The sequence below is a fragment of the Mycobacterium sp. RTGN5 genome, from assembly GCF_033804465.1.
Taxonomy (GTDB): Bacteria; Actinomycetota; Actinomycetes; order Mycobacteriales; family Mycobacteriaceae; genus Mycobacterium.
On the sequence record NZ_JAPZLA010000007.1, the window covers coordinates 154,212 to 179,738 of the forward strand.

Sequence of the window (25,527 nt, forward strand, 5' to 3'; positions counted from 1 at the left end):
CATACTTCGACTGGCATCCTCACATCCAACGACTACGCGTCGCCGTGCCCGGTCAATGTAAGTCAGAAATCTGACGCAGCCGTAAATCTTGTCGGAGTTGTGACCTTGGCTTCTCAGCGATTGCGGGCGATATTCGCACCGAGATAGGCGCCGTAAGCGAGCAGCCCGGCGAGCGCGAGCTTGCGGGTTTTCGGGAAGACCAACGCCAACCCGATCGCGGTCTCGATGCCACCGTCGATGTAGGTGTGCTGCAGGGTGTTGTCCGGAAATGCCGACTTGGTGGCGGATTCGAACAGCTCGGGGCGCACGAAGTGCGACAGTCCGGTGGCGGCCACGACGACCCCGGTTACCTTGATCAACGGCTCTGCAGACATCGACGTCCTCTCAGGTTTAACTGATGTGCCACTCGGTTTAACTGATGTGATAATCGGACACCGGATACGTCGAGGCCTCGCGTAGTGCGTCGTGCGTGGTCATCGGCCGCAGCAAGGTCGCCTCACCACTGGGATTGAAATAGTACGACCGCGACGATGCGCAGTTTCCTTGGGTGAACAAACTGTCCCCGAGTAATTCGGTCATCTGGTCCAGATATCGGGTGTTGGCGTCCTCGGTGATCTCGAATGTGGTCGCCCCCCGTTGCTTCAGCTCGCCGAAGAGTCGGTCCATGTGGCGCATCTGGTATTCCATCGAGTTGAAGAAGTTCAACCCGAGAAACGCATACGGACTGGCAAGGCTCAGGAAGTTCGGGAAGTACGGCACCGAGACCCCCTGGTAAGCCTGGAATCGCGTGTCCCGCCACCACTTTCCGAGGTTGCGGCCATCGCGGCCGATCACCTCGATGGCGGGGAAGTTGGCTTCCCAGAGGTCGAAACCGGTTGCCAGCACCAGAGTGTCGATGACCGCTTTGGTGCCGTCATTGGCGACGATGCCGTCGGCCTCGATGTGGTCGATGCCGCTGGTTTGCAGGGACACGTTGGGTCTGGTGAGCGCGCGGTAGAACTTGTTCGAGAATGTCGGCCGCTTGCAGCCGAAGTCGTAATCCGGGGTGAGTTTGCGGCGCAGCTCCTTGTCGCGGATCAGCGCGAACCGCCACAATTTGGACAGGTCGGCGGCGGCGACGTTGCCCCGCGGGAAGCGGCTGTAATGCAGGATGCCCCAGTCGACCAGTACCTCGTAGATGAAGTCGGTGACGGCTCGGATCACACGCTGGGTCAGTGGCACCCGGGCGAACAGCCGCTTGGCCCTGGCCGAGAACTTGATGTCGAGCTTGGGCACCACGTAGATCGCGGTGCGCTGATACACGGTCAGATGCCCGGCATCCTTGGCCAGCTCGGGAATGAGCTGCACGGCGGTGGCGCCGGTGCCGATGATGCCGATCTTCCGGTGGGCCGGCTCGTAGTTGTCGTCCCAGGCGGCGGTGTGGACCACCGTGCCCTCGAAGTCGTGGATGCCCGGGATGTCCGGGGTGAACGGCTGCGACAGGAATCCGGTCGCGGTGATCAAGTAGCGCGCCGTCAGTGTCTCGCCGTCGGCCAGTGTGACGTGCCACAGCTTGGCGTCCTCATCCCAGCGGGCGCTCTCGACGGTCGTGTTGAACCGGATGTGGCGGCGCACGTCGTACTTGTCGGCGACGTCGTCGGCGTACTGCTTGATCTCGGATCCGGCGGAGAACAGCCGGTTCCAGTTCGGGTTGGGTTCGAAGAAATACGAGTACGTGGTGGTCGGGACGTCGACAGTCAGCCCGGGGTAGTGGTTGACGTGCCAGGTGCCGCCCAGATCGTCCTCGCGGTCCAGCAGGACGAAATTGTCGAACCCCAGGCGCTTGAGCTGTATCGCCGCGCCGATTCCTGCGAAACCGGCGCCGACGATGATCGCGTCCAGCTGCATCGATGGCATGCAGTCAGAATACCGTATCTTACTCGTGAGTAAGGTAATGCCGTTCGGCCCCAGTCCCGGGGACCTAGGTCGCCGATCGCGGGCTGCTCAGTGCAGCCGCAGTGCCGCGTCGACCGCGAGCGTGGGCACATCGAGCGACTTGGACCCGAGATCGTGGCGTGCGCCGGTGATTTCGACGATCTCGACGGGTCCGGGGATCGCTCGGGCCGCGTCGCGAACTTCTTCGATGCCGCCGAACGGGTCGGAGGTGCCGTGGGTGAACACCGTCGGCACGGTGATGCCGGGGAAGTGCTCGGTGCGCAACCGGTCGGGCTTGCCCGGCGGATGCAGTGGATACGAGAACAGGGTCAGCCGGTCCACGAGGTCAGGGTGCTCAGCGACGACCATCGAGGTCTGCCGGCCGCCATAGGAGTGCCCGCCCGCGATGACCGGGCCGTCGGCCAGCGTGCGGGCCAGCGTGACGGCCTCGACGATCCCGTCCCTGTCGGCGGCCGCGGATCCCGACGGCGGCCCCTTCGGGCGGCGCCGTCGATACGGCAGGTTGTAGCGCACCGCCAGCCAGCCCCGCGCCGCCCACTCGTCACAGATCCGAATCAACAGCGGGGATTCCCGGCTGCCGCCGGCCCCATGGGTCAGCATGACCACCCCGGTCGGGGTGCCGTCTGGCTCGTGCGCGACGCCGGCGATCTGTTCGAGGCTGGTCATACCTGCAGCCGGAACAGCGCCGACACCGGGCCGTGCCCGCTGCCCAACGGATAAGCGGCCCGCAGGCATTCGGTGACCCAGGCCTTGCCGAAAGCAACCGCATCGGGCATCGCATACCCGTGGGCCAGTGCGCATGCGGTGGCCGCGCCCAGCGTGTCGCCGGCGCCGTGGTCGTGCGTGGTGTCCACCCGCGGTGCGTCGAACTCGTGGAAGTCGGTGCCGTCGTAGAGCAGGTCGGGACTGTGCGTCGAACCCCGCAGATGGCCGCCCTTCACCAGTGCCCACTGTGGACCCAAGGCGTGCAGCGCCTTGGCGGCATCGCGCTGGGTCTGCTCGTCGACCACGTCGATGCCGACCAGCAGCCTCACCTCGTCGAGGTTCGGGGTGACCAGGCTGGCCAGCGGGAACAGGTCGGTGCGCAGGGTGGCCAGGGCCGATGGATGCAGCAGCGGGTCGCCGTGCATGGAGGCGCACACCGGGTCGACGACGAACGGGGTGGTGCCGGCCAGTCCGAGGTCGCGCCAGGTCCCCGCCACGGTCTCGATGATCTGCGAGGAGGCGAGCATGCCCGTTTTGGCGGCCTGCACGCCGATGTCGGTGACCACCGTCTCGATCTGGCCGGCGATCACGTCGGTCGGTATCTCGTGAAAACCCTTGACACCCAATGAGTTCTGCACCGTCACCGCGGTGACGGCGACCAGTGAGTGCACCCCGAGCAGCGCGAAGGTGCGCATGTCGGCCTGGATGCCCGCGCCGCCTCCGGAGTCGGAGCCGGCGATGGTCAGGACCCGCAACGGGGTCTGGCCCGGCGGGGTCAGGGGGAGGAAATTCACGGCACTGAGTTTTCCAGAGGGATGTACACCCGGTTGCCGTGTGCGGCGAACTCCTCGGATTTCGTGGCCATGGCGTCGCGAATGTCCTGCGTGATGCGCATCGAGCAGAACTTCGGCCCGCACATCGAGCAGAAGTGTGCGGTCTTGGCGGGTTCGGCCGGCAGCGTCTCGTCGTGGAACTCCCGCGCGGTGTCGGGGTCCAGTGACAGCGCGAATTGGTCGTGCCACCGGAAGTCGAACCGGGCTCGCGACAGCGCGTCGTCGCGTTCCTGTGCGCGCGGGTGGCCCTTGGCCAGGTCGGCGGCGTGGGCCGCGATCTTGTACGCGATCACGCCGTCCTTGACGTCCTTGCGGTTGGGCAGCCCGAGGTGCTCCTTGGGCGTGACGTAACACAGCATCGCGGTGCCGGCCTGCGCGATGATCGCCGCTCCGATCGCCGACGTGATGTGGTCGTAGCCGGGCGCGATGTCGGTGGTCAACGGCCCCAGCGTGTAGAACGGTGCCTCGTCGCAGAGCTCTTCTTCGAGCCGCACGTTCTCGACGATCTTGTGCAGGGGCACGTGACCGGGGCCTTCGATCATCACTTGCACCCCAGCGGCTTTCGCGACCTTCGTCAGTTCGCCGAGGGTGGCCAGCTCGGCGAACTGGGCCGCGTCGTTGGCATCGGCGATCGAGCCGGGCCGTAGGCCGTCGCCCAGCGAGAACGTGACGTCGTAGCCGGCGAGGATGGTGCAGAGTTCCTCGAAGTTGTTGTACAGAAACGACTCTCGGTGATGAGCGAGGCACCAGGCGGCCATGATGGACCCGCCTCGGCTGACGATCCCGGTGACCCGATTGACGGTCAGCGGAATGTGGCGCAGCAGGACACCGGCGTGCACGGTCATATAGTCCACACCCTGCTCGCACTGCTCGATCACGGTGTCGCGGTACATCTCCCAGGTCAACTGGGTCGGGTCGCCGTTGACCTTTTCCAGCGCCTGATACATCGGCACGGTGCCGACCGGCACCGGTGAGTTGCGCAGGATCCACTCCCGGGTGGTGTGGATGTCGGCGCCGGTGGACAGGTCCATGATGGTGTCGGCGCCCCACCGGGTGGCCCACACCATCTTGTCGACCTCCTCGCCGATTGAGGAGCTGACCGCCGAATTGCCAATGTTGGCATTGACTTTCACGGCAAAGGCTTTGCCGATGATCATCGGCTCGCTCTCCGGGTGGTGGTGATTGGCGGGGATCACGGCCCGCCCACGGGCCACCTCGTCGCGCACGAGTTCGGCGGGGACTGCTTCCCGGGCGGCGATGAATGCCATTTCCGCGGTGATCTCACCGGCCCGGGCGCGCTGCAGCTGGGTGCCGCGGTCGGCCACCACGCCGTGGCGCGCGGGCAGCCCGGCGTTCAGGTCGATCGCCGCGTCCGCGTCGGTGTAGGGGCCCGAAGTGTCGTAGAGGTCCAGGTGTTCGTCATTGGCCAGGCCGACCCGGCGAAACGGCACGCGGGCACCGCCGTCGAGTTCGCGGTAGATCTTGGTGCTGCCGGTGATTGGACCGGTGGTGACGGTGGGTTCGACAAACAAATCAGCCATGCTCACTCCCTACGCCGGCATTACCCGGACAGGTTCTACGGTCGACGGCCCTAGCCGTCCTCTCAGCGCACTCGGCGTGCGCTCCCGTGTGGTTTATGTTCCGCCGTCACAGTAGCCCATGGCTGCTGACTACGGCCGGGTCGTTGCGCCCTGCTCTCGAGCGTCACATCAGAGTCACGAATGACGATTGGCTCTACTTGATTTGTATAGCTAACATATGTGTTATTGCGCCGGCAGGCGCTCATTGCTATTTGCTAGACGCTTGCATACGAAACGAGATTCGCCTGTGACGACCGAGCTTGACCCCGCGCTGGCCGAAACCGACCGTCGCCGTCGCCGGATGGACCACGATCACCCGTTTTACAAGTGGGTGGTGCTGTCCAACACCACGCTGGGCATCCTGCTGGCGGCGGTCAATGCCTCGATTGTGCTGATTTCGCTGCCGGCCATCTTCCGGGGCATCGGTCTGAACCCACTGGCACCCGGCAACGTCAGTTACTTGCTGTGGATGCTGATGGGCTATCTGGTCGTGACCGCCGTGCTCGTGGTGCCGTTCGGCCGGCTCGGCGACATGTACGGCCGGGTGAAGATCTACAACATCGGCTTCGTAGTGTTCACGCTGGCGGCCGTGGCGCTGTCATTCGACCCGTTCCATCTCGATGGCGGGGCGATCTGGTTGATCGCCTGGCGGGTGATCCAGGGCGTCGGCGGCGCGATGCTGATGTCGTCGTCGTCGGCCATCCTCACCGATGCGTTCCCCGCCAATCAGCGCGGCATGGCGCTGGGGGTCAACATGGTCGCGGCGGTGGCCGGCTCGTTCCTGGGCCTGCTCATCGGCGGCGTGCTCTCCGAGATCCACTGGCAGGCCATCTTCTGGGTGGGTGTGCCGATCGGCATCATCGGCACGCTCTGGAGCGTGCGCTCCCTGAAGGAACTGGGCGTCCGCAGTCCCGGTCGCGTCGACTGGGCCGGCACCTTCACCTTCGGTATCGGGCTGACCGTGCTGCTCGTCGGAATCACCTACGGAATCCAGCCTTACGGCGACTCGACGACGGGCTGGACGAACCCGCTGGTGCTGGGCTCCATCATCGGAGGCCTGCTGCTACTGGTGGCGTTCTGTTTCATCGAACTGCGGGTGGCCCAGCCGATGGTCGACATCCGGTTGTTCCGGTCGGCCGCCTTCGGCATGGGCAACCTCGCCGGGCTGATGTCGTCGATGGGCCGTGGCGGCTTGCAATTCATGTTGATCATCTGGCTGCAGGGCATCTGGCTTCCGTTGCACGGCTACAGTTTCGAGTCCACGCCACTATGGGCCGGAATCTATTTGCTGCCGGCTACGTTCGGCTTTCTCGCCGCCGCACCCATCGCCGGATCGTTCGCCGACCGGGTCGGCGCACGGCCTTTCACCGTGGCCGGCATGCTGCTGATGGCGGCGACATTCGTTGCACTGCTGATGATCCCGGTCAACTTCGACTACTGGGTCTTCGCGGTTCTGGTGTTCCTCAATGGCCTCGGCGGCGGTATCTTCACCGCGCCCAACACCGCGGCCATCATGTCCAGCGTGCCGGCTTCTCAACGGGGTGCGGCCTCGGGAGTGCGGTCGACCTTCTTCAACGCCGGCAACTCGCTGTCCATCGGCATCTTCTTCTCGCTGATGATCGTCGGGCTGGCCAACACCCTGCCTGCCGCGATGAGTCAGGGACTACAGGCACAAGGCATTTCAGCATCGGTGGCCCACGACGTGGCCAATCTGCCACCCGTCGGCAGTCTATTTGCCGCGTTCCTGGGCTATAACCCGATCGCCGAGCTGCTGGCGCCGTACGACGCGCTGCACCAGCCTGGTGTCAATGCCGATGTGCTGACCGGGCAGACGTTCTTCCCGAACCTGATCACCGGGCCGTTCCACTCCGGGTTGGTGGTGGTGTTCGGTGCCGCCGCGCTGATGATGGTGATCGGCGCGATCGCGTCGATGTTCAGCGCGGGCCGCTACGGCGGCACGACTAGTGACGACGAGGCCTGATCACTGCTGCTGCTGGCCGGCCAACCAGGTGTGGATTCGTTCGGCGACGTCGGACCATCGGGGCTCCAGCATCATGACGTGTCCCATGTCGGGAAAGATCTCGATATCTGCCTGATAAATCTCCGCGACAGCGGCCGCGTCTCCGTCGACTCGTGAGCCGTCGCTTCCTGCGCCGAGAACAAGCATCGGTGCGGCGATAACGCGAGCGTCGGGAAGTTGCTTCACCGTGTCTCGCGCAGCGCGTGGGCTTTCGGGCTCGAGCCGGGAGGCACACGATGTCACAGTGGACTCGGGTGTGTTGGCGCTGAACAGAAATTCACGGGCCAAGGCCGGAGTGTTGAACAGATCGACTGGGTTGCCGAACGAATTGCTGCGTAGGACCAGCCACGGGTGGCGACGCGCCGCGCGGATCGCCCATCGGCGCAAGCCCTGTGGTGTACCAGGTGCCATCAGAACCGCCGATGAACCAACGTGTACCGCAAGGTAATTCAGTACGACCCAACACCCCATCGAATGCCCGATGAGCACCGGCGGGGAGCCCAGTTCGGCAACGACAGCGTGTACGTCGTCCACATAATCGGCGATAGAACAAGTTTCGAGAGGTGTGGACGAGCTGCTGGCACCGTGACCGCGAAAGCTCAGCGCGACGGCCCGATAACCCTTGCCGGCGAAGAAGTCCAGAAAGTGGTCGTCCCAGATTCTCGCTGTGCTGCAAGCGCCGTGAACAAAAAGCAGCGGTGTCGGGTTCGCGGCGGTGGCCGACCCCTTGTCGATCACTTCAAGCACTGGGCCACCCTTTTCGAATCGGGCTCGGCATCTCGGTGAATCTTGTCAGACGATTGTGCCGTCCTTGCCGAATTCGCTGGATGGAGCGCCTCAGTCTCGGGGTGAGGCCTGCGCGGCCGGCCGAGTACCCACCGGCGGAGCGGCGCCCTCGGCGACCCAACGGTGTAGCCGTCCTGCGGTGCGCCACATCGCGGCCTGCATCTCATCGGGACCCAATTCGTCTTGGGCGCAGGCCTTGAGGCGATCGGAGACCCGGACCAGCGTGACAGCTGCCACGCGGGCGGTGCGATCGCGGGAGGCCCGCATGCTCTGCGACATCACCTCCCGGAGCTCAATGAGATCGCCGACTACCCGGGAACCGTCGGCGGGCCGTTCCCGGCGATAGATCTCGATGAGTGCGTCGATGCACGTCACCGTCTGGTGTGCCGTGCTTTTGGGAATCAGGATGTCGATGTCCGAACTCACCGGCTCAGCCCACCATGTCCGCACGAACAGACCGTGACTAGCCGAGAACGGCCCGGGTTCACCAATCCGAACGGCCGGCCAGGATGAGGTCGTGGAGCGCGAACGCCGGCACCGCGAGCGTCTCGGAGAGTTGGGCGGCATAGGACCGGGCGATGCGCGGGCCCTCGCGCCGTTCGTCGAAATCACCAGTCAGGTCGACAGCGATCCGGCAGCCGAACGTGTCGCCGGCCTCCACGACGTCGACGCCGAGGACTCCGGCGGGCATCGGCAGTGTGGTCGCGGCGGCACGGACGTGCTCCACGGTGGCTGCCCAGTCGACATAAACCGACACAAACGATCCCATCTCGAAGATCGTCGTTGCGGTTGCCGGCGATCGCCACCCGAATCGCCCAATGTTCACCCGGCGGTCACAATCGGCAGGGGTGCGGCCTTACTTGTTCCTGAACGAGGACTGCAGCAGGGTCGCGTCCATATGGCTGGGCGTCACACCGGTGGTCGCATAGACGTACACCGCCGCGCGGAAAATCGAGCCGAGCGCGGTGAAGACGACGATCAGCGCCAGGACGTAGATCACCGCGACCGCGATGAGCACGCCCAGTGCGGCCCCGCCGACAACGCCGCCGCCGGCGCTGCCGGCCAGCATCACCCCGAGGGCGATGAATGCGAACAGCGGAAGGACAAATAAGAATGAGACCAGGCCGAGTCCGCCTGAGCCGGCGAGGGATTCACCCCAGGTACGGCGCAGGATGCCCGACGAACGTTTGACCGCCTTGATCGGTCCGACCCCTTCGGTGACGAGCACGGGGACCACGAAGTAGGTGGCGACTCCCCAGACGGCGCTGAAGATGCCGGCCAGCAGATCCCCGAAGAATCCGAGCTTGTCGGTCAGCAGTGACTGCAGGGCCTGCAAGATCACCCCGACGGTGGCGGCGACCAGCGACCAGCCGAGGATCTGCGGCAGACGCTTGCCCGCGGCGGCGAATCCCGAGCCGATCGTCGGCGGCTGGCCGGCGAAGCTCTGCATGGCGCAGGAGATCAGCGCGGCGTTGCAGAACACCACCACGAACGTGCACAGGAAATACCAGACGAACAAGGCGACGTAGGCGATCGACTCAACCGCCTTGTCGGAGAGGTTCATCCCGGCACCGGCCATCGCACCCACTCCCGCGGGAATGATGGACACAGCGCTCACCCCGATTAGGGCGATACCCGAGATCACCGGGAACAGCGCCAGTCTCGGGTACGCCTTCAAGACCGACCAACTCGCGCCGGCCATGCTCCAACCGCGCTTGAATGACTCAAACATGCGGCTTCTCCTCGCCATTCGCGGTTCGGCCATGACGGCCTTGGCTCCCGAATCAAAGCACCTGCAACGCGAATTAGGGGAAGGTTTGCTGTTTGATAGTCACTGAAGCGCGTTCGCGCGCTATTCGACCCGAGCGACTAGGGGGCCAAAGAATTACCCGCCGCCGGCGCGCCTGCGCCTGATCACCAATCCGCCGGCGACACCTGCCAGGACCACCACACCGGCCGTGATTCCGCCGCCGATCAGGAGTGTGCGGTGCCGCGCAACCCAGGACGTGGGGTGTTGGGCGGCGACAAGTTTGATGTCGTAGCCGGGCAAGGGATCCTGGGCCGGCGGATCGATGCCGGGCAACAACTGGGTCCGCGAAGTCTGGAAGAGCGCTTCGCCGTGTTCATCCTTCGACCATTTACCCCACGCCGGAATCTCGCCGTCGAGAAGGACTCTCGTGGTGTTGCCGACGGCGGGATCATTACCGAGGTCGGTCAGCGACCGCACCCGGAACGGCACGGACGTGCCCTGGTCGAACGTGATCTGGACAAGAGCGTTCTTGGTGACGTTGAGAGGTGCCGGCTTCTGCGGGGGTGCCTGCCCCGGGGCCGGCTTGAAACCGCCGCCGGAGAAGCTGCCCACCGAAACGTTGGTGGGTGGACCCGAAGCTCCCTGCGTCGAGGCCGTGAAGCTGTAGACGCCGGGCCCCGGTGTATCGATCACACCGCGTTGCAGTGGCGGCACGGTGAATGTCCGCGGTGAGCCACCATCGTCATAGACCACCTGCAGCGGGGTTTGATACGGGTTGGCAAAGACCGGCCGGTAGTAGCGGTCATACGCGGTCCAGCGCGAGTTCCACTTCTTGACCGGGCTGCTCAGCCGCCCGCCTTTGGACCCGGCCGGCCGGGACACCGCGGACTTGACCTTTTGGCCGTAGGAGCGGGCCCCTTTTCGAGTGGTCTTCGGGCCGACGACCCTGCCGCGGCGAGCCGTGGTGCTGTCGCCGGGTGGGACCTCGGAGGTGTCCGGCTTGGGCTCCGCGTCGGGCGCGTCGTCTGGGGTCTCGGTGCCGGATGGCTCCTCGTCGGGGCCTTCAGTGGCCGACGGGTGCTCATCTGGGCTTTCGCCGGCGGACGGGTGTTCTTCGGGTGCTTCGGTGGCCGACGGGTGTTCGTCGGGGGCTTCGGACGGCTCGTGCGTGCCGGTATCCGGCTCCTCGCCTTGCCCGCCAGGTTCCTCACCAGAGGGTTGGGGCGCGTTGTCGGGCTCTTCTCCGGTCGCGCCGGGAGATTCCGGTTCATTCTCGTCGGCGGGATCGTCCGTATCGGGCGCGTCGTCCATACCGCCGTCGTCGACATCGCTCGGGTCTTCGACGCCTGGGTCGTCGTAGTTACCGCCGTCGTCGTAGCTGCCACCATCGTCGTAGCTGCCGCCGTCGTCGTAGCTGCTGCCCCCGTCACCGTCGTCGGGATCGGCAGCACTCACCGGGATACCGGTGAACAACGCCGACAACGACAGGGCGACAGCTGCCGCGAAAGCTGCAGGCTTGTAATAGAACGCTGCGGTTGCGCTTTGCACCAAGACCTCCCCGGAGATGCCACGGGCCAACCATGGCACTGCGATCAAACCATCCGGGGCGCCACGTTGGAACCCCTTGACTGTTTGCTGGACAGTACCGGATTGCCATGCCGCCCTACCGCGGACTGTCTCATCTGGGCTCCAAAGCGGCGCCGTCTTCGGTAGCTTCCTGTCCGTGCCCGCGCCGACGAACCGCCAGATCCTGCTGCGCCACCGCCCTTCGGGCTTGGTGCAACCCACCGACACCGAGCTGGTCACCACGGCCGCCCCCGCGCTCGCCGAAGGTGAGGCGTTACTGCGCACCACCTATGTAGGCCTTGACGCGGCCGTTCGTACCTGGCTCGATGACCAGCCGAGCTACCTGCCGCCCGTGCAACTCGGCGAGGTCATCCGCGCCGCCGGGATCGGCGAGGTCGTCGAATCACGCTGTGAGGCGTTCGCCGTCGGCGACATCGTCACCACCCTCACCGGCTTCCAGGACTACGCGATCATCCGCGACGACCTGTTCAGCACGCCCATCCCGGGCGAAACCAATCAGTTGGCGATCATGAGCGTGTACGGGCCGACCGGGGCCACAGCGTATTTCGGGATGACCGACATCGGCCGCCCGCAGGAGGGGGAGACCGTGGTGGTGTCGGCGGCCGCCGGTGCCACCGGATCGGTGGCCGGGCAGATCGCCAAGATCGCCGGCGCCAGGGTCGTCGGCATCGCCGGCGGACCGGACAAGTGCCGGGCGGTGGTCGAGGACTTCGGGTTCGACGCCTGTATCGACTACAAGAACGACGACATCCCCGCCGCCCTCAAACTGCACTGCCCCAAGGGCGTCAATGTCTACTTCGACAACGTGGGCGGCCCGATCCTGAACGCGGTACTGGGCCGGCTGGCCCCCACGGCCCGGGTGGTGCTGTGTGGTGTGATCTCCAGCTACCTCACCGGTGAGCATCCCGGGCCGGCGAACTACGTCAACCTGCTGGCCAAGACCGCCACGATGCAGGGGTTCAACGCCTTGGACATGTGGGGTCGCTTCGACGAAGCCTTCGCCGATCTGCGCCGCTGGGAATCCGAAGGCAAACTGGTGCACCGCGAGACCGTCTTCGACGGGCTCGAATCCTGTGTCGACGCACTCAACGGGCTTTTCACCGGTGCCAACGTCGGCAAGATGCTGGTGAAAGTCAGCGAGCCCTCCAGCGTCTGAGGACGCTAGCGGCTCAGGTCGACCAGCACCGGCGCGTGGTCGCTGGGCGCGGGATCGCCCTTCTTGCCGGGGCGGCGTTCGTCCTTGACGATCTCGGCGTGCGTGACTCGGGCTGCCAAACTCGGTGAGCCGAGGATGAAGTCGATGCGCATGCCGCGGCGCTTCTGGAAAGCCAACTGGGTGTAGTCCCAATAGGTGTAGGTCCCAGGGCCGGGGGTGTACGGGCGCACCACGTCGGTGAACTTGGTCTCGACGAATGCGTTGAACGCCTTGCGTTCCGGCTCCGACACATGCGTGGCGCCGTCGAACGCCGCGATATCCCAGACGTCCTCGTCGGTGGGTGCGATGTTCCAGTCGCCGACCAGGGCGATCGGCTGCTGTGGATCGCGCTGCAGCCAGGATTCGGCGGTATTACGAAGGGCGGCAAGCCATTCCAGCTTGTACTGATAGTGCGGGTCGGCCAGGGTGCGGCCGTTGGGCACGTAGAGGCTCCACACCCGGACGCCGGCGCAGGTGGCGGCCAGCGCGCGGGCCTCGGCCTTGGGGTCGACCCCGTCCTTGCTCCACGTCGGCTGGCCGTCGAAGCCGACCTCGACGTCGTCGAAGCCGACCCGGGAGGCGATCGCGACGCCGTTCCACTGGTTGAACCCGCAGTGCACCACCTCGTAGCCGGCCTCCAGGAACGGCATGGTGGGGAACTGGTCGTCAGAGCATTTGGTTTCCTGCATCGCCAGCACGTCGACGTCACCGCGCTGCAGCCAGCTGACGACCCGGTCCACCCTGGTACGAATCGAATTCACGTTCCAGGTGGCAAGGCGCAGGACGTCGTCGGGCATGGGCTACAGAGTACGTGCGGTCAATGACCGCGCATCGACGTAGCGATGGTGATGGTGCAGCCGGAAACCGAGCGAGTGGTACAGCATGAGCGCACCGCTGTTGTCGCTGAGCACCTGCACGTACGCCCGGGTCGCGCCGTGCTGTGCGCCCCAGGCCAGCAGGGCCACGCACAGTCGTCGGGCATGTCCTTGCCTGCGCTGGTCCGCGCCGACGTGGACCGCCGAGATCCCCAGCCAGCGGGTGCCGTCCGGGGCATCCGTCGTTGCGCCGCGACCCACTGCGGCGTCCGCAAGCGAGGCGAACACCACCTCGCCGTCGACGACCGCCGTGAGCACCTCGGCCGGAACCTCGCGCTCATACCCGGTCAGCCAGGCCGCATCTGGACTGCTGCTCAGCGCCACCGCCGGATCCGCTTCGGCCTCGGCGAGGTCGGCGACCATCACCCGGGTGTGCTTGATGCCCTCTGCGCGAATCGGCAGCAGCCGCTCCGGCAGTGCCAGCCACGGCGGCAGCCCCCGGTGCCGATACCAGTCGATGATCGGTGGTAGCGCCTCGATGGTCGCCGAAAAATCCAGTGGCACAGCCGAGTTGGCTCTGCTGGTGTATCCGCCGCCGGCTCGCAGCAGCCAGCCGTCCTGCCAGCTCTGTTCGGTTCCCGGCCAGGCCAGCGCCGCTGCGTGTTCCAGCGCCCGAATTTCGGAGGCGCGCACCGGAACCACGCTGAGCTCACGCACCGCGACCACGTCGGCTGGTGAGACCTCAACCAGTCCGTCGGATTTGGTGCGCAGCACGATCACGGGGTCGACGGCCAGCAGCTCACCGATCACGTCAGTCATCGAGTGCGCCGTGCCCGTGGACAGGCGATAGCGGATGCTCACCCGACTGCCGACGGGCGGCAGGCTGGCCATCGGCTCAGTGACCGAACGGATCGGGCACCTGACCGGGTGTCCACGACAGGCCGGGCACCCCCCAGCCGTTCGACTTCACGGTGCGCTTGGCCGCACGAGCGTGCCGCCCGATCAGCTTGTCGACGTAGAGGAACCCGTCGAGGTGACCGGTTTCGTGTTGCAGCATCCGGGCGAACAGGTCGTGGCCCTCCAGGGTGACGGCGTTGCCGTCGGCGTCCAGGCCGGTCACCCGGGCCCACTTCGCCCGGCCACACGGAAACGATTCGCCGGGCACCGAAAGGCACCCCTCGTCGTCGTCGTCCGGGTCGGGCATCGTCTCGGGGATCTCCGAGGTCTCCAGGACCGGATTGATCACCACGCCGCGGTGGCGGGGGGTCTTGCCGCGCTCGTCGGCGCAGTCGTAGACGAATAGCCGCCGTCCGACCCCGATTTGGTTGGCCGCCAGCCCGACTCCGTTGGCCGCGTCCATCGTGTCGTACATGTCCTTGATCAGATCGGCCAGATCCTCGGGCAGCGAACCATCGGGTCCGACCTGCACGGGCTGGGTCGGAGTGTGGAGAACGGGATCACCCAGAATCACAATTGGTCTCACTGCCATGATCGGCAAGCTTAAGTCAGCCGACGCGCGGGGTTGGCTGCCGTCCCAACCCGCTCAACCGTGATTGAATGAGCGCCGAGCATAAGGATGTCTTCTCAGGGTCTTCGAAAGGGTCAGCAGATCGAAATGGACGGCGCCATGGCACGGGCCGAGCGGTCTAATGACGACGCCGACCTTCCCGATGGGTTGACTCGCCGCGAATACGATGTTCTGGCCTTCGAGCGGCAGTGGTGGAAGTACGCCGGCGCCAAGGAAGAGGCCATCAAGGACCTCTTCTCCATGTCGGCCACCCGCTACTACCAGGTGTTGAACGCTCTTGTTGACCGCCCCGAGGCGCTTGCGGCTGATCCAATGCTGGTCAAGCGGCTGCGACGGCTGCGGGCGAGCCGGCAGAAGGCGCGCGCGGCCCGCCGGCTCGGCTTCGAGGTTCCCTGATTTTTCGGGTTGATGGCCCCTCCTGGTTACAGTGGGCGCGATGAACGACCGCGTACCTGATTCCTCCGGGCTGCCACTGCGGGCCATGGTGATGGTGCTGCTGTTCCTCGGCGTGATCTTCCTGCTGGTCGGTTTCCAGGCCATGGGCTCGGGCAGCGACAGCAGCAGTGACGACACCTCGGTGCGCACCGTCACCACCACGACCAGCAAGACGTCGGTCGCACCGGCGCCCAAGGCCGATGTGCGGGTCTACAACGTCGGTGAAGGCGAAGGCGCGGCCAGCCGGATCGGCGACCGCCTGCGTGAGGCCGGCTGGAACGTCGCCGAGACCAGCAACCTCGAAGTGCCCCCGCTGCCGGCGACGACGGTGTACTACGGCACGACCGACGGGGAGCAGGCCGCCGCCGAGGCGGTGGCCAAGGTGCTGAACGTCCCGGTGGCACCGAGAACTCCAGAAATTGCCGAGCAACCACCGGGCGTCATCGTTTTGGTGACCGGATAGGCTTCGGCACATGGTCAAGCCCGTGAGCCCCTTGAGAACTGCCGCCGCTGTCTTGTTCGTTGCTCCCGTTGCGCTGCTGAGCGCTTGTAGCCCTAATGAGCCGATCGCATCGCAGCCCGGCACGCCGCCTGCGGTCTGGACCGGCGCCCCCGCGCCGGCCGGTTCGGGCGAGGAGTCGCACGGAGCGCCGGAGGCGGCGTCCGCCAGCCACGCCGACACCCTCACCGCGCAGATCAAAACTGCCGACGGCACCCAGGTGGCCGCCGCCACCTTCGAATTCCAGGACGGCTTCGCCACGGTGACCGTGCAGACCACCGGCACCGGCAAGTTGACGCCGGGCTTCCACGGTCTGCATCTGCATTCGGTCGCCAAGTGCGAGGCCAACTCCGTCGCACCGGCCGGCGGCGCGCCCGGTGACTTCCTGTCCGCCGGCGGCCACTTCCAGGCCAGCGGACACACCGGACACCCGGCCAGCGGTGACTTGGCCTCGCTGCAGGTCCGCGAGGACGGCAGCGCGACGCTGGTGACCACGACCACCGGGTTCACCAAGCAGGACCTGCTCGGTGGCAACGGCACCGCGATCATCATCCACGCGGATGCCGACAACTTCGCCAACATCCCGCCGGAGCGCTACCAGCAGATCAACGGCGGCGCGCCGGGTCCGGACGAGACCACCATGGCCACCGGTGACGCTGGCAAGCGGGTGGCGTGCGGTGTCGTCGGCACCGGCTAAGCCGTCAGCGGCCAAACCCGGCCGCATCGACTTCGCCGGATCGCCCCGGCCGACACTCGGTGTCGAGTGGGAGTTCGCTCTCATCGACACGGCGACGCGGGATCTGAGCAACGAGGCGGCGGCCGTGATCGCCGATGTCGGCGAGAGCCCGCACGTCCACAAAGAATTGCTGCGCAACACCATTGAGGTCGTCACCGGTATCTGTGACACCGTCGATGAGGCGATGACCGATCTCGGGTCGACCCTGCGCGGTGCGCGGGAGATCGTGCACGAGCGCGGCATGGAGTTGTTCTGTGCGGGCACCCATCCGTTCGCGTCGTGGTCAGCGCAGCAGCTGACCGACGGGCGGCGCTACGCCGAGCTGATCAAGCGGACCCAGTGGTGGGGCCGGCAGATGCTGATCTGGGGTGTGCACGTGCACGTCGGGGTGTCCTCGGCGCACAAGGTGATGCCGATCATCTCCTCCTTGCTCAACCACTACCCGCATCTGCTGGCGCTGTCGGCGTCCTCGCCGTTCTGGGCCGGTGACGACACCGGGTACGCCAGTAACCGGGCGATGATGTTCCAGCAGTTGCCGACCGCCGGTCTGCCGTTCCAGTTCGAGACCTGGCGTCAGTTCGAATGGTTCGTGCACGATCAGAAGAAGACCGGCATCATCGATCACATCAACGAGATCCGTTGGGACATCAGGCCCTCACCGCACCTGGGCACGATCGAGGTACGGGTGTTCGACGGGGTGTCCAACCTGCGTGAGCTATCGGCGCTGGTGGCGCTGACGCATTGCCTGGTGGTCGATTTGGACCGCCGGCTCGAGGCCGGTGAGCAACTGCCGGTGATGCCGCCCTGGCATGTGCAGGAGAACAAGTGGCGCGCGGCGCGCTACGGACTGGACGCCATCATCATCCTCGACGCCGACAGCAACGAGCGGCTGGTCACCGAGGATCTCGACGATCTCCTGACCCGGTTGCAGCCGGTAGCCGAATCTCTGCACTGCGCAGACGAATTGGCACTTGTCGCCGACATTCCGCGGCGCGGCGCGTCGTATCAGCGCCAGCACAAGGTGGCCGAGGACAACGGCGGCGATCTGCGCGCGGTGGTTGACTCGTTGGTCGGGGAGCTTGATATCTAACGATTGGAGGCGCCCATGAGGATTCGTCGACTGGGTTTGGCGGTGCTGGCTGCCGCGGTGATCATCGCCGGCGGCGGGTGTGCCAAGCCGATCACCGGCACTCCGGTGGCGACACCGGGCGAGGCCGGCAAGGGAATGGTGCCCGCCGATCTGCTCACCACGACCTGCCGTGAGTACCTGACGATGGACGTCGTCACGCGCCGCGAGGTGATCAAGGCCATCGGTAAGAGCGGCAACCAGCTGGTCGCCATGAACCCCGAACTGTGGGCCGGTGTTGCCGGTGCGTTGTGCGGATTCGTCGACCCCAGTGCACCGGTGAAGGACGTGGTGATGGGGCAGGGCATCCGCTAGTCATGACCGCGCAACCGATGTTCCCGCTGCAGTCGGCGCTGCTGCCGGGGGAGTTGTTGCCGCTGCGGATCTTTGAACCGCGGTACTCACAGCTGGTGGCTGACTGCCTGGCGATGAGCGACCCGGCGTTCGGTGTCGTGCTGATCACCCAGGGGCGCGAGGTCGGCGGCGGGGACGCTCGCAGCGAGGTTGGCGCGCTGGCTCGCATCGCCGAGTACACCGACCATGGAATGGGTCAATATCAACTGAAAACGGTTGTCGGTGATCGAATCCGGGTCCTCGAGTGGCTGACCGACGATCCGTACCCACGGGCCGTCGTCGAACCCTGGCCCGATGAACCCGGCCCGGCGGTGACCCCCGAACAGATCGGTGTGGTCGTCGACAAGATCCTGGCGCTGTTCGAGCGGATCGTCTCCACCCGCGGCGGTCAGTTGCGGCCCGATGCCCTCGCCGTCGAACCTGAGATCGCCGAGGATCCGTCGCTGCACATCTACGCGCTGGCCGCCCGCGTCCCGATGGGGCAGGCCGACCGGTACGCGGTGCTGGCCGCACCCACGGTGGCCAAGCGGGTCGATGCGCTCACCGATGCCATCGAAACCGTCACGGCCATGGTCGAATTCCAGATCGCCGACGAAGAATAGCTGCGCAGGATCAGAGCTTCCTGGCGCTCAGCAGGACCGTGTCGGGCACGGGGTCCTCGAGGCCATCGGGCGCCGGGCGCTGATAGTGCGCCATCAGGTCGACCGCCGCGATGGCGCTGACCTCCCAGCCGTGCTCGCTGAGCCACTGTGCGACGTCGGTGCGCGCTTCCATGTACCACAGCCGGGTCACATCGGGGAGCTCCGGACCGCCGGCCTCGGCGGCCGCGCGGCGTGCCTCTGCCATTCGTTCCTGACGCCTGGCCAGCTGTTCGGCGGAGTAGAACACCTCCCCGAATGCCTCGACCGAGAGATGGCTGCCTCGCGCGCTGAGCGCGTCGATCTGCTCGAACAACGCGTCCTGTGCGGCGGCGGGCAGATACGGCAGCAGTCCTTCCGCCGACCACGCGGTCGGGGTGGACGGATCGAAACCGGCCTGGCGCAGCGCCTTTGGCCAATCGTGGCGCAGGTCCACCGCCACCGCGGCGTAGCGAGCGGCAGGCCGGGCCCGGTGCTCGGCGAGTACGCGTTCCTTGAACTCCAGCACCTTCGGCTGGTCGATCTCGTACACCGTCGTGGCGTCGATCCACCGCAGCCGCCAGGCGCGGGTGTCCAGGCCGGCGGCCAGGATCACCGCCTGGTCCACTCCGTTGGCGCCGGCCGTGGTGAAGAAATCGTCGAAGAATTTCGTCCGTGACGCGATGTAGGCGGCCATGGCCTGGGCGCGCACCGGGTCCCCGTCCAGGAACGGCGAGCGCCAGCCCGCTTCGGTGGCCGCTTCGACGAAGAAGTGCGCGTAGGGGTCGGTGTAGAGCGGGCGGTCGGCGTCGGTCTCGACGGCCCGCGCGCGGGCCACGCTCAGTGCGGTGGCGCCGACACTCTCGGTGATATCCCAGGTGTCGTCTTCGGTTCGGCTCACGGATTCGGCTTCGTTCTGTCGGTGTCGTCGCGCATCTCGTCGACGGTCAGATCATCACTGATCTGCTGTTCACGGTAGGCCAGCTGTCCGACCCGGTGCGCCACCACCGGCGCGGTGATGAGGGTGAACATCGCGGTGAGCACGAGCATGCCGACGTCGACGTTGCCGCTGAGCCGGATCGTTGCGCCGCCGAGCACCAGCAACAGCCCCAACACCTGCGGTTTGGTCGCGGCGTGCATGCGGGTCAGGGTGTCCGGAAAGCGCAGCACACCGATGGCGGCGGTCAGCGCCAGCGCTGAACCGAGGAGTACCAGCACGGCGGCCAGCGGTTCGAGGATGCTCATACGGTGTCCTGTCCTGGGGACCTGCGGGTCAGGTCGGGCACCCGGAACCGGGCCACACTGACGGATCCGACGAAGCTGATCAACGACAGCGCCGCCAGGCTGTAGGTGACGGTGGTGTCCAGGCTGAACGCGGCCCAGGTGCCGACACCGCACATCGTCACCGCCACCAGCGTGTCAACCGCGACCAGGCGGTCCAGCGTGCTGGGGCCCATCAGCAGTCGGATCATCGTCACCGCGGCGGCCGCGACGAGCATCACGCCTGACAGCACCCACATGATCGTCATGCGACCTCCTCGGATTCGGTTGCCGCAGGCTGCCATTCGGAATCGCGCTCGAACGCGGCGATCAAGAGACGTTCCAGCTGGGTAATCTGCCGGTAGAACTGCTCCACCGAGCGCTCGGATCCGACGTCGAGCACGTGGACGTAGACCAGCCGCCGGGCCTGGTCGATCTCGAGGACGATCGTGCCCGGGGTCAGGTTCATGATGTTCACCGCCAGGGCCAGCACCAGATCGGACTTCAGCGCAAAATGCCCGCGCAGCACCGCCGATAGCGGTGGCCGGCCCGGCCTAATCGCCAGCCACGCCACCTGCACCGAGGACTGGGCCAGCCACCACGCCACGTGCAGCGCCAGCCACAGCAGGGACAGGGGATGCAGCCGGCCCTGCACCGGAACCGACGGCAGCGGTAGCAGCAGCGTGATCACGAGCGCCACGAGCAATCCGGAGAGCACATTGGCCACCGACACGGTGCCCCACAGCAGCAGCCACACCAGGGTCAGCCACACCAGCGTCCAGATCCGCAGCGCCCACGTTCTCATCGGTAGCTCCCCAGTACCGCGGTGATGTACTGGCCGCGGTCGAGCACCTCGTTGGCGGCCCGGTCGGTGTAGCCGAAAATCGGCCCGGCGGCCACCGTCAGCACCACTCCTACTGCGATCAAAGCCATTGTGGGAGCGACCATTCCGATCGGCATCCGGCCGACGTCGCCGCGGTCGTCGAAGGCGATGTCCGCCGAGTAGTCGTCGAGCAGCACCGACGGTGCGGAGTCGGCGAGCTCACCCTCGGGGGCGTCGACGCGGTCCCGCCAGAACGCCTTGGTCCACACCCGCGCCACCACGTACAGCGTCAGCAGGCTGGTGACCAGCGAGCCGGCGACCAGCAACCAGGCCAGCACCGAGCCGCTGGCCGTACCCGCCTCCAAAAGTGCGACCTTGCCGATGAAGCCCGAAAAGGGTGGAATACCACCGAGATTCAGTGCCGGGACCAGGAATACGAACGCAAGCAGCGGGCTCGCGGCGGCCAGCCCGCCCAGGCGGCGCAGCGTCGAGGCACCGGCCTGCCGCTCGATCAGGCCGACGACCAGGAAGAGCGTGGTCTGCACGATGATGTGGTGGGCGACGTAGTAGATCGCCCCCGACATGCCGAGCCGGCTGGACAGTGCGATGCCGAACACCATGTAGCCGATGTGGCTGACGAGGGTGAACGACAGCAGCCGTTTGATGTCGCTCTGGGCTATCGCGCCAAGGATGCCCACCAGCATGGTCAGCAGTGCGGCGACCAGCAGCACGTTGTCCAGCCCACCGGCGGGGAACAGTAGTGCGTGAGCCCGGATGATCGCGTAGACACCGACTTTGGTCAGCAGGCCGGCGAACACGGCGGTCACCGGCGCGGGCGCGGTCGGGTAGGAGTCGGGCAGCCACGCCGACAGCGGGAACACCGCGGCCTTGATGCCGAAGGCCACCAGCAGCACCGCGAAGATCGCGCTTCGGGTGCCGCTGCTGATGTCCTGCAGCCGCAGTGAGAGCTCGGCCATGTTCAGCGTCCCGGTGGCCGCGTAGATCAAGGCCAGACCGATCAGGAAGATGAGCGACGAGACCATCGACACCATCACGTAGGAGATGCCGGCGCGTACCCGGTCCTTGCTGGCCCCGATGGTCAACAGCACGAAGCTTGCCGTCAGCAGCACTTCGAAACCGACGTACAGGTTGAACAGGTCACCGGCCAGGAACGCGGTGCACACGCCGGCCGACAGCACCAGGTAAGTGGGCAGGAAGATCGACACCGGCTGCTGCTCGTCGCCGTCTCGGATGCCCTGCCCGATCGCGTAGAACACCACCGCCAGCAGCACGATCGCCGATACCACGAGCATCAGCGCCGAAAGCCGATCGGCCACCAGCGTGATGCCCAGCGGCCCGAGCCCCGCGTCGGTCGGACCCCAGCCGCCGACGTGCAGCGCCTGGGTGCCGTCGCGGTCGGTGAGGTACGTCAGCACCGCGCACACCGCCAGCACGGCGGTCAGCGCCGCCAGGGCGATCAGCCGTTGTAGCCGCGGCCTGCGCCCGGCGATCAACGTCAGCGCCGCCGACACCAACGGGATCAGCACCGGCAGCGGCATCAACACACCAGCGAGGCTCATCGCGACCCCTCGTGGCCGGGCAGTGCGTCGAGCTCGTCGGGCTCGTCGGTGTCCCGGTCGGGCTGGGGGTGGGGGGCGTCTTCGTCGACCGAAGACGCCTCGGAGTCGGAGAGCTTCGACACCCGGGCATCCTCCGGGTCGTTGCTCACTTCCTCCTCGGTGGTCAACCGGAACGAGCGATAGGTCAACGCCAGAACGAACGCGGCGATCCCCATCGCGATGACGATCGCGGTCAGGATCATGCCTTGGGCCAGCGGGTCGGCTGTTGTGGTCTCCGTGCCGCTGGTGCGCCCGCGGACGGGCGGGTTCCCGCTTTCGCCGCCGACGGTGAGAATCAGCAGGTTGACCGCATTGCCGACCAACAGCAGGCCCAGCAGCATCCGGGTCAGGTTGCGCGAAAGCAACAGGTACACACCGCAACTGGTGAGCGCGCCGATGATGATGAGCGGAACCAGATAGACGATCATGACGTCCTCGCCCTCACTGCGGGGCGGGTACCGGCGACCTCTTCGTCGATCCGCGCGCCGAGGCTGCGCAACACGTCAAGCACCAGGCCCACGACGATCAGGTAGACCCCGAGGTCGAAGAACAGGGCGGTCACGAATTTCACCGTGCCCAGCAGCGGTAGGTGCAGGGTGATCACGGCCGACGACAGTGCGGGCGCGCCGAGCAACATCGAGCCGACGGCGGTGCCGGCCGACAGCGCCAGCCCGGCGCCGAGGATCTTCCCGGCGTCCAGCGGCAGCGTCTCGCCGAGCTCGTAGCGCCCGCCCGCGAGGTAGCGCAGCACCAGTGCCAGCCCGGCGGTCAGCCCTCCGGCGAAGCCGCCGCCGGGGGTGTTGTGACCGGTGAAGAAGAAGTACACCGACAGCACCATGATCAGCGGGAAGATCAGCCGGGTGGCGACCTCGAGCACCAGGGAGCGGTTGCGCGGGTCGCGCAATTCGCTTCCCCGCAGCCAGGTGGTGTCGCCGGCGGCCGGGCTGTAGGCCGTCGCGGGCAAGAGGCCGATATCGGGTTGGCCGGCATCGGACACCCGCGGTGCCGCGCCGAAGCGGCGGTTGCGGAACACCAGCGACGCGACGCCGGTGGCGGCGGCCACCAGGACCGAGATCTCGCCGAGGGTGTCCCAGGCCCGGATGTCGACCAGCAGCACGTTGACGGTGTTGGCGCCGTGGCCGCGGTCGTAGGCAGCATCCGGTAGCAGGTCGGCGATCGGGGTGCCGGTGCGCGCCGCCATCGCGAACACCGCCAAGGTGGTGACGGTGGCGCCGACGGCCAGTGCAAGCGCCACGCGGGGCAGTCGGTGTCGTCTGGCTTCCTCGGCCTCGGCGGGCAGGGTGCGCAGCACCAGCACGAAGATGACCAACGTCAGGGTCTCTACCAGGAACTGCGTCAAGGCCAGGTCAGGGGCGCCGTGGAAGGCGAAGATCGCGCCGCAGCCATATCCGGTGATGCCGACCAGCAGCACCGCGGCCAACCGGTTGCGCAGGATGGTGGCGGCCACCGCGGCGGCCACGATGAGCAGACCCACCACCGGTTGCACAAGCGAATCCCACAGCCGGAACTGGGGGTGGTCCCTGGCGCCGAAGGCCAGCACTGCGACGGGGAACAACACCAGCGTCGACAGGATCACCGACTGGGTGACCGGGATGGAGCCGCGCTGGGTGACCGCGGTGAGCCGCACCGACGCGAGGTCGGCGCCGCGGATGACCGCGTCGTAGATCCGGTCGGCGTTGCCCAGCGGCTTCCAGGTGCCCACCCGCGCGCGGCGCAGCCGTTCGCGGCTGAAGAACGCGGTGATACCGACCGCCAGCACCAGTGCTGACAGCACCAGCGGCAGATTGACGCCGTGCCAGAGCGCCAGCGTGTAGTGGCCGTCGTCGGCGCCGGCAGCGGGCAAGGTCGCGGCGTAGCCGTCCAACGTGGTGTCGAGGTAACTGGGCACCACGCCGAGGAACAGTCCCGCCGCGGCCAGGATCGCCGGGGCAACCAGGAAGGTGGCCGGCGGGCGGTGCAGGTTGGCCACCAGGCTGGTCGGGCCGTGAGAACCCTTGCGCGCGAACGCACCCCACAGGAATCGAAGGCTGTAGATCGTGGTGAACACCGAGCCGATCACCACACCGGCGAGCACCACGGGTGCCCAGCCACCCAGTGATGAGCTGTGCGCGATGGTCTCGAAATCGGCCTCCTTGGCCACGAAGCCCAGGAACGGTGGCAGCGCGGCCATGCTCGCGGTCGCGCCGGCCGCGATGACGAACAACGCGGGCATGCGGTGTCCCAGCCAGGCCAGCCTGCGGATGTCACGGGTGCCGGTCGAATGGTCGATCACGCCGACGACCATGAACAGGGTCGCCTTGAACAGTGCGTGCGCGCAGAGCATCGCCAGTCCGGCGAGCATCAGGTCCCGCCCCCCGCCGCCAACCATGACGGTGATGAAGCCCAACTGGCTGACCGTGCCGAACGCGAGGATCAGCTTGAGGTCGTATTCACGGACCGCGCGCCAGCCGGCCAGCAGCATGGTCACCACACCCAAGGTGATGACGGTCGGTCGCCAGCCCGGGGAGTCGGCGAACCCGGGGGCCAGCCGGGCGATGAGGTAGACGCCGGCCTTGACCATCGCGGCGGCATGCAGATACGCGCTGACCGGGGTCGGGGCGGCCATGGCACCGGGCAGCCAGAAGTGGAAGGGGACGATCGCGGACTTGGACAGCGCGCCGATGAGTACCAGGACGACGGCGACCGCGACGGCGGTGCCGGTGGGGGGGTTGGCCACCAGTTCCGAGAGCAGGTAGGTGCCGGCGGTGTGGCCGAGGATGATGATGCCGGCCAGCATCGCCAGCCCACCGGCGGTGGTGACCAACAGCGCCTGCATCGCGGCCCGGCGGCTGGTCGCGCGCTCGGCGTAATGCCCGACGAGCAGGAACGACAACACCGTGGTCAGTTCCCAGAACGTGTAGAGCAACAGCATGTTGTCGCTGATGACCAGGCCGAACATGGCCCCGGAGAACGCGACGAGTTCAGCGGCGAAACTCGGCAGCCGGTTCTCGGTGTGGCCGTCGCGGTGGTGGAAGTACTCGGCGCAGTAGAACAGCACCAGTGCGCCGATACCCAGCACCAGCACGCTCATGATGGCGGTCAGGGTGTCGAAGCGCAGCGTGATGTTCATCGACAGCTGCGGAATCCACGGGATGTCGACAGCAGCCGGCTGGCCGTCGTGCGGCCAGTTGAGTGCTACCCAGATCAGCGATGCCGCCGGGACAAGCGCCAGCGGGTAGAAGGCCAGCCGTCCCCATCGCTGCACGAGCGCCGGCGCCACGGCGGCGGCGATCGCGTGCGCGATCAGGATGACGAGCATGGCAC

At 66.6% G+C, this 25,527-nt stretch carries 28 protein-coding genes and 1 riboswitch; of the genes, 8 read left to right on the plus strand and 20 right to left on the minus strand.

Going from position 1 to position 25,527, the window contains the following annotated elements:
* Nucleotides 1-113 precede the first annotated feature (113 nt).
* The 5 genes from SLQ31_RS26350 to thiC form a co-directional block, all read right to left on the minus strand.
* Nucleotides 114-374 (minus strand): hypothetical protein, encoded by a 261-nt coding sequence (locus SLQ31_RS26350; protein ID WP_319437093.1) that lies wholly within the window; start codon nucleotides 372-374, stop codon nucleotides 114-116.
* 37 nt (nucleotides 375-411) lie between these two features.
* Nucleotides 412-1,896 carry an NAD(P)/FAD-dependent oxidoreductase gene (locus SLQ31_RS26355; protein WP_319437094.1) on the minus strand — a complete coding sequence of 495 codons (1,485 nt, stop codon included), beginning with the start codon at nucleotides 1,894-1,896 and terminating at the stop codon, nucleotides 412-414.
* 87 nt (nucleotides 1,897-1,983) lie between these two features.
* A complete protein-coding gene (locus SLQ31_RS26360) occupies nucleotides 1,984-2,601 on the minus strand; it encodes an alpha/beta fold hydrolase (protein WP_319437095.1) in 618 nt (205 codons plus the stop codon).
* Complete coding sequence (gene thiD, locus SLQ31_RS26365) at nucleotides 2,598-3,434, minus strand: bifunctional hydroxymethylpyrimidine kinase/phosphomethylpyrimidine kinase (RefSeq protein WP_319437096.1); 837 nt, start codon at nucleotides 3,432-3,434, stop codon at nucleotides 2,598-2,600. Before thiD ends, SLQ31_RS26360 begins: the two co-directional genes overlap by 4 nt.
* Nucleotides 3,431-5,014, minus strand: a complete 1,584-nt coding sequence (gene thiC / locus SLQ31_RS26370) for a phosphomethylpyrimidine synthase ThiC (protein ID WP_319437097.1) — start codon at nucleotides 5,012-5,014, stop codon at nucleotides 3,431-3,433. The genes thiD and thiC overlap by 4 nt, the downstream gene beginning before the upstream one ends.
* A riboswitch (TPP riboswitch) is annotated at nucleotides 5,004-5,112 on the minus strand. (Overlaps the previous gene by 11 nt.)
* A gap of 242 nt (nucleotides 5,113-5,354) precedes the next feature.
* Here thiC and SLQ31_RS26375 point away from each other — a divergent pair.
* Nucleotides 5,355-7,034 (plus strand): MFS transporter, encoded by a 1,680-nt coding sequence (locus SLQ31_RS26375; RefSeq protein ID WP_319437301.1) that lies wholly within the window; start codon nucleotides 5,355-5,357, stop codon nucleotides 7,032-7,034.
* Here the strand turns inward: SLQ31_RS26375 and SLQ31_RS26380 are convergent, their stop codons facing one another.
* The 5 genes from SLQ31_RS26380 to SLQ31_RS26400 all read right to left on the minus strand — a co-directional run bounded on the left by SLQ31_RS26380 (nucleotide 7,035) and on the right by SLQ31_RS26400 (nucleotide 11,157).
* On the minus strand, nucleotides 7,035-7,820 hold the full coding sequence (locus SLQ31_RS26380; RefSeq protein ID WP_319437098.1) for an alpha/beta hydrolase: 786 nt from the start codon (nucleotides 7,818-7,820) through the stop codon (nucleotides 7,035-7,037). It lies immediately after the preceding gene.
* A gap of 90 nt (nucleotides 7,821-7,910) precedes the next feature.
* Nucleotides 7,911-8,309 (minus strand): hypothetical protein, encoded by a 399-nt coding sequence (locus SLQ31_RS26385; protein ID WP_319437099.1) that lies wholly within the window; start codon nucleotides 8,307-8,309, stop codon nucleotides 7,911-7,913.
* Between the two features lie 34 nt (nucleotides 8,310-8,343).
* Nucleotides 8,344-8,628 carry a hypothetical protein gene (locus SLQ31_RS26390; protein WP_319437100.1) on the minus strand — a complete coding sequence of 95 codons (285 nt, stop codon included), beginning with the start codon at nucleotides 8,626-8,628 and terminating at the stop codon, nucleotides 8,344-8,346.
* Nucleotides 8,629-8,715: 87 nt separating this feature from the next.
* Nucleotides 8,716-9,591 (minus strand): DUF6159 family protein, encoded by an 876-nt coding sequence (locus tag SLQ31_RS26395; protein WP_319437101.1) that lies wholly within the window; start codon nucleotides 9,589-9,591, stop codon nucleotides 8,716-8,718.
* 153 nt (nucleotides 9,592-9,744) lie between these two features.
* Entirely contained in the window at nucleotides 9,745-11,157 is a 1,413-nt protein-coding gene (locus SLQ31_RS26400; RefSeq protein WP_319437102.1) for a hypothetical protein, read from the minus strand.
* Nucleotides 11,158-11,332: 175 nt separating this feature from the next.
* Here SLQ31_RS26400 and SLQ31_RS26405 point away from each other — a divergent pair, with 175 nt between their 5' ends.
* The gene (locus SLQ31_RS26405) at nucleotides 11,333-12,352 is read left to right on the plus strand and encodes an NADP-dependent oxidoreductase (protein WP_319437103.1); all 1,020 of its coding nucleotides are present in this window, start codon (nucleotides 11,333-11,335) and stop codon (nucleotides 12,350-12,352) included.
* Between the two features lie 5 nt (nucleotides 12,353-12,357).
* On the opposite strand, the gene SLQ31_RS26410 is transcribed toward SLQ31_RS26405, so the two are convergent.
* From SLQ31_RS26410 to SLQ31_RS26420, 3 genes are read right to left on the minus strand one after another with little or no spacing between them, the layout of a single operon-like run.
* Nucleotides 12,358-13,173, minus strand: a complete 816-nt coding sequence (locus tag SLQ31_RS26410; RefSeq protein WP_319437302.1) for an exodeoxyribonuclease III — start codon at nucleotides 13,171-13,173, stop codon at nucleotides 12,358-12,360.
* A gap of 18 nt (nucleotides 13,174-13,191) precedes the next feature.
* Nucleotides 13,192-14,097 (minus strand): GNAT family N-acetyltransferase, encoded by a 906-nt coding sequence (locus tag SLQ31_RS26415; protein ID WP_319437104.1) that lies wholly within the window; start codon nucleotides 14,095-14,097, stop codon nucleotides 13,192-13,194.
* 4 nt (nucleotides 14,098-14,101) lie between these two features.
* Entirely contained in the window at nucleotides 14,102-14,695 is a 594-nt protein-coding gene (locus tag SLQ31_RS26420; RefSeq protein WP_319437105.1) for a peptide deformylase, read from the minus strand.
* Nucleotides 14,696-14,821: 126 nt separating this feature from the next.
* Here SLQ31_RS26420 and SLQ31_RS26425 point away from each other — a divergent pair, with 126 nt between their 5' ends.
* Genes SLQ31_RS26425 through SLQ31_RS26450 form a run of 6 tightly spaced genes read left to right on the plus strand, consistent with a single transcriptional unit; the run spans nucleotide 14,822 to nucleotide 18,486 of the window.
* Nucleotides 14,822-15,130: a DUF3263 domain-containing protein gene (locus tag SLQ31_RS26425; protein ID WP_319437303.1), complete on the plus strand. Its 309-nt coding sequence runs from the start codon at nucleotides 14,822-14,824 to the stop codon at nucleotides 15,128-15,130.
* Nucleotides 15,131-15,170: 40 nt separating this feature from the next.
* Nucleotides 15,171-15,632: a LytR C-terminal domain-containing protein gene (locus SLQ31_RS26430; protein ID WP_319437106.1), complete on the plus strand. Its 462-nt coding sequence runs from the start codon at nucleotides 15,171-15,173 to the stop codon at nucleotides 15,630-15,632.
* A gap of 10 nt (nucleotides 15,633-15,642) precedes the next feature.
* Complete coding sequence (gene sodC / locus SLQ31_RS26435; RefSeq protein WP_319437107.1) at nucleotides 15,643-16,365, plus strand: superoxide dismutase[Cu-Zn]; 723 nt, start codon at nucleotides 15,643-15,645, stop codon at nucleotides 16,363-16,365.
* Complete coding sequence (locus SLQ31_RS26440; RefSeq protein ID WP_319437304.1) at nucleotides 16,346-17,494, plus strand: glutamate--cysteine ligase; 1,149 nt, start codon at nucleotides 16,346-16,348, stop codon at nucleotides 17,492-17,494. The genes sodC and SLQ31_RS26440 overlap by 20 nt, the downstream gene beginning before the upstream one ends.
* A 15-nt stretch (nucleotides 17,495-17,509) precedes the next feature.
* Nucleotides 17,510-17,845: a hypothetical protein gene (locus SLQ31_RS26445; RefSeq protein WP_319437108.1), complete on the plus strand. Its 336-nt coding sequence runs from the start codon at nucleotides 17,510-17,512 to the stop codon at nucleotides 17,843-17,845.
* 2 nt (nucleotides 17,846-17,847) lie between these two features.
* Nucleotides 17,848-18,486, plus strand: coding sequence for an LON peptidase substrate-binding domain-containing protein (locus tag SLQ31_RS26450; RefSeq protein WP_319437109.1), 639 nt, complete (start codon nucleotides 17,848-17,850; stop codon nucleotides 18,484-18,486).
* A 10-nt stretch (nucleotides 18,487-18,496) separates the two neighbouring features.
* Here the strand turns inward: SLQ31_RS26450 and SLQ31_RS26455 are convergent, their stop codons facing one another.
* The 7 genes from SLQ31_RS26455 to SLQ31_RS26485 are packed head-to-tail and all read right to left on the minus strand — an operon-like array spanning nucleotide 18,497 to nucleotide 25,522.
* On the minus strand, nucleotides 18,497-19,402 hold the full coding sequence (locus SLQ31_RS26455) for an SAM-dependent methyltransferase (RefSeq protein WP_319437110.1): 906 nt from the start codon (nucleotides 19,400-19,402) through the stop codon (nucleotides 18,497-18,499).
* Nucleotides 19,399-19,746: a monovalent cation/H(+) antiporter subunit G gene (gene mnhG / locus SLQ31_RS26460; protein WP_319437111.1), complete on the minus strand. Its 348-nt coding sequence runs from the start codon at nucleotides 19,744-19,746 to the stop codon at nucleotides 19,399-19,401. The genes SLQ31_RS26455 and mnhG overlap by 4 nt, the downstream gene beginning before the upstream one ends.
* The gene (locus SLQ31_RS26465) at nucleotides 19,743-20,030 is read right to left on the minus strand and encodes a monovalent cation/H+ antiporter complex subunit F (protein WP_319437112.1); all 288 of its coding nucleotides are present in this window, start codon (nucleotides 20,028-20,030) and stop codon (nucleotides 19,743-19,745) included. Before SLQ31_RS26465 ends, mnhG begins: the two co-directional genes overlap by 4 nt.
* Nucleotides 20,027-20,566: a Na+/H+ antiporter subunit E gene (locus tag SLQ31_RS26470; RefSeq protein WP_319437113.1), complete on the minus strand. Its 540-nt coding sequence runs from the start codon at nucleotides 20,564-20,566 to the stop codon at nucleotides 20,027-20,029. The genes SLQ31_RS26465 and SLQ31_RS26470 overlap by 4 nt, the downstream gene beginning before the upstream one ends.
* Nucleotides 20,563-22,164, minus strand: coding sequence for a Na+/H+ antiporter subunit D (locus tag SLQ31_RS26475; protein WP_319437114.1), 1,602 nt, complete (start codon nucleotides 22,162-22,164; stop codon nucleotides 20,563-20,565). The genes SLQ31_RS26470 and SLQ31_RS26475 overlap by 4 nt, the downstream gene beginning before the upstream one ends.
* Nucleotides 22,161-22,631, minus strand: coding sequence for a Na(+)/H(+) antiporter subunit C (locus tag SLQ31_RS26480; protein ID WP_319437115.1), 471 nt, complete (start codon nucleotides 22,629-22,631; stop codon nucleotides 22,161-22,163). The genes SLQ31_RS26475 and SLQ31_RS26480 overlap by 4 nt, the downstream gene beginning before the upstream one ends.
* Nucleotides 22,628-25,522, minus strand: a complete 2,895-nt coding sequence (locus SLQ31_RS26485) for a Na+/H+ antiporter subunit A (RefSeq protein WP_319437116.1) — start codon at nucleotides 25,520-25,522, stop codon at nucleotides 22,628-22,630. The genes SLQ31_RS26480 and SLQ31_RS26485 overlap by 4 nt, the downstream gene beginning before the upstream one ends.
* Between the last annotated feature and the right edge of the window lie 5 nt (nucleotides 25,523-25,527).

Excerpts from the sequence above, each read along its gene's own strand:
- SLQ31_RS26350 (WP_319437093.1), bottom strand. The coding sequence starts at position 374 with ATGTCTGCAGAGCCGTTGATCAAGGTAACCGGGGTCGTCGTGGCCGCC.
- SLQ31_RS26355 (WP_319437094.1), bottom strand. The coding sequence starts at position 1,896 with ATGCCATCGATGCAGCTGGACGCGATCATCGTCGGCGCCGGTTTCGCA.
- SLQ31_RS26360 (WP_319437095.1), bottom strand. The coding sequence starts at position 2,601 with ATGACCAGCCTCGAACAGATCGCCGGCGTCGCGCACGAGCCAGACGGC.
- thiC (WP_319437097.1), bottom strand. The coding sequence starts at position 5,014 with ATGGCTGATTTGTTTGTCGAACCCACCGTCACCACCGGTCCAATCACC.
- SLQ31_RS26375 (WP_319437301.1), top strand. The coding sequence starts at position 5,355 with ATGGACCACGATCACCCGTTTTACAAGTGGGTGGTGCTGTCCAACACC.
- SLQ31_RS26390 (WP_319437100.1), bottom strand. The coding sequence starts at position 8,628 with ATGGGATCGTTTGTGTCGGTTTATGTCGACTGGGCAGCCACCGTGGAG.
- SLQ31_RS26395 (WP_319437101.1), bottom strand. The coding sequence starts at position 9,591 with ATGTTTGAGTCATTCAAGCGCGGTTGGAGCATGGCCGGCGCGAGTTGG.
- SLQ31_RS26415 (WP_319437104.1), bottom strand. The coding sequence starts at position 14,097 with ATGGCCAGCCTGCCGCCCGTCGGCAGTCGGGTGAGCATCCGCTATCGC.
- SLQ31_RS26420 (WP_319437105.1), bottom strand. The coding sequence starts at position 14,695 with ATGGCAGTGAGACCAATTGTGATTCTGGGTGATCCCGTTCTCCACACT.
- SLQ31_RS26425 (WP_319437303.1), top strand. The coding sequence starts at position 14,822 with ATGGACGGCGCCATGGCACGGGCCGAGCGGTCTAATGACGACGCCGAC.
- SLQ31_RS26430 (WP_319437106.1), top strand. The coding sequence starts at position 15,171 with ATGAACGACCGCGTACCTGATTCCTCCGGGCTGCCACTGCGGGCCATG.
- sodC (WP_319437107.1), top strand. The coding sequence starts at position 15,643 with ATGGTCAAGCCCGTGAGCCCCTTGAGAACTGCCGCCGCTGTCTTGTTC.
- SLQ31_RS26445 (WP_319437108.1), top strand. The coding sequence starts at position 17,510 with ATGAGGATTCGTCGACTGGGTTTGGCGGTGCTGGCTGCCGCGGTGATC.
- SLQ31_RS26450 (WP_319437109.1), top strand. The coding sequence starts at position 17,848 with ATGACCGCGCAACCGATGTTCCCGCTGCAGTCGGCGCTGCTGCCGGGG.
- mnhG (WP_319437111.1), bottom strand. The coding sequence starts at position 19,746 with ATGAGCATCCTCGAACCGCTGGCCGCCGTGCTGGTACTCCTCGGTTCA.
- SLQ31_RS26465 (WP_319437112.1), bottom strand. The coding sequence starts at position 20,030 with ATGACGATCATGTGGGTGCTGTCAGGCGTGATGCTCGTCGCGGCCGCC.
- SLQ31_RS26470 (WP_319437113.1), bottom strand. The coding sequence starts at position 20,566 with ATGAGAACGTGGGCGCTGCGGATCTGGACGCTGGTGTGGCTGACCCTG.
- SLQ31_RS26475 (WP_319437114.1), bottom strand. The coding sequence starts at position 22,164 with ATGAGCCTCGCTGGTGTGTTGATGCCGCTGCCGGTGCTGATCCCGTTG.
- SLQ31_RS26480 (WP_319437115.1), bottom strand. The coding sequence starts at position 22,631 with ATGATCGTCTATCTGGTTCCGCTCATCATCATCGGCGCGCTCACCAGT.
- SLQ31_RS26485 (WP_319437116.1), bottom strand. The coding sequence starts at position 25,522 with ATGCTCGTCATCCTGATCGCGCACGCGATCGCCGCCGCCGTGGCGCCG.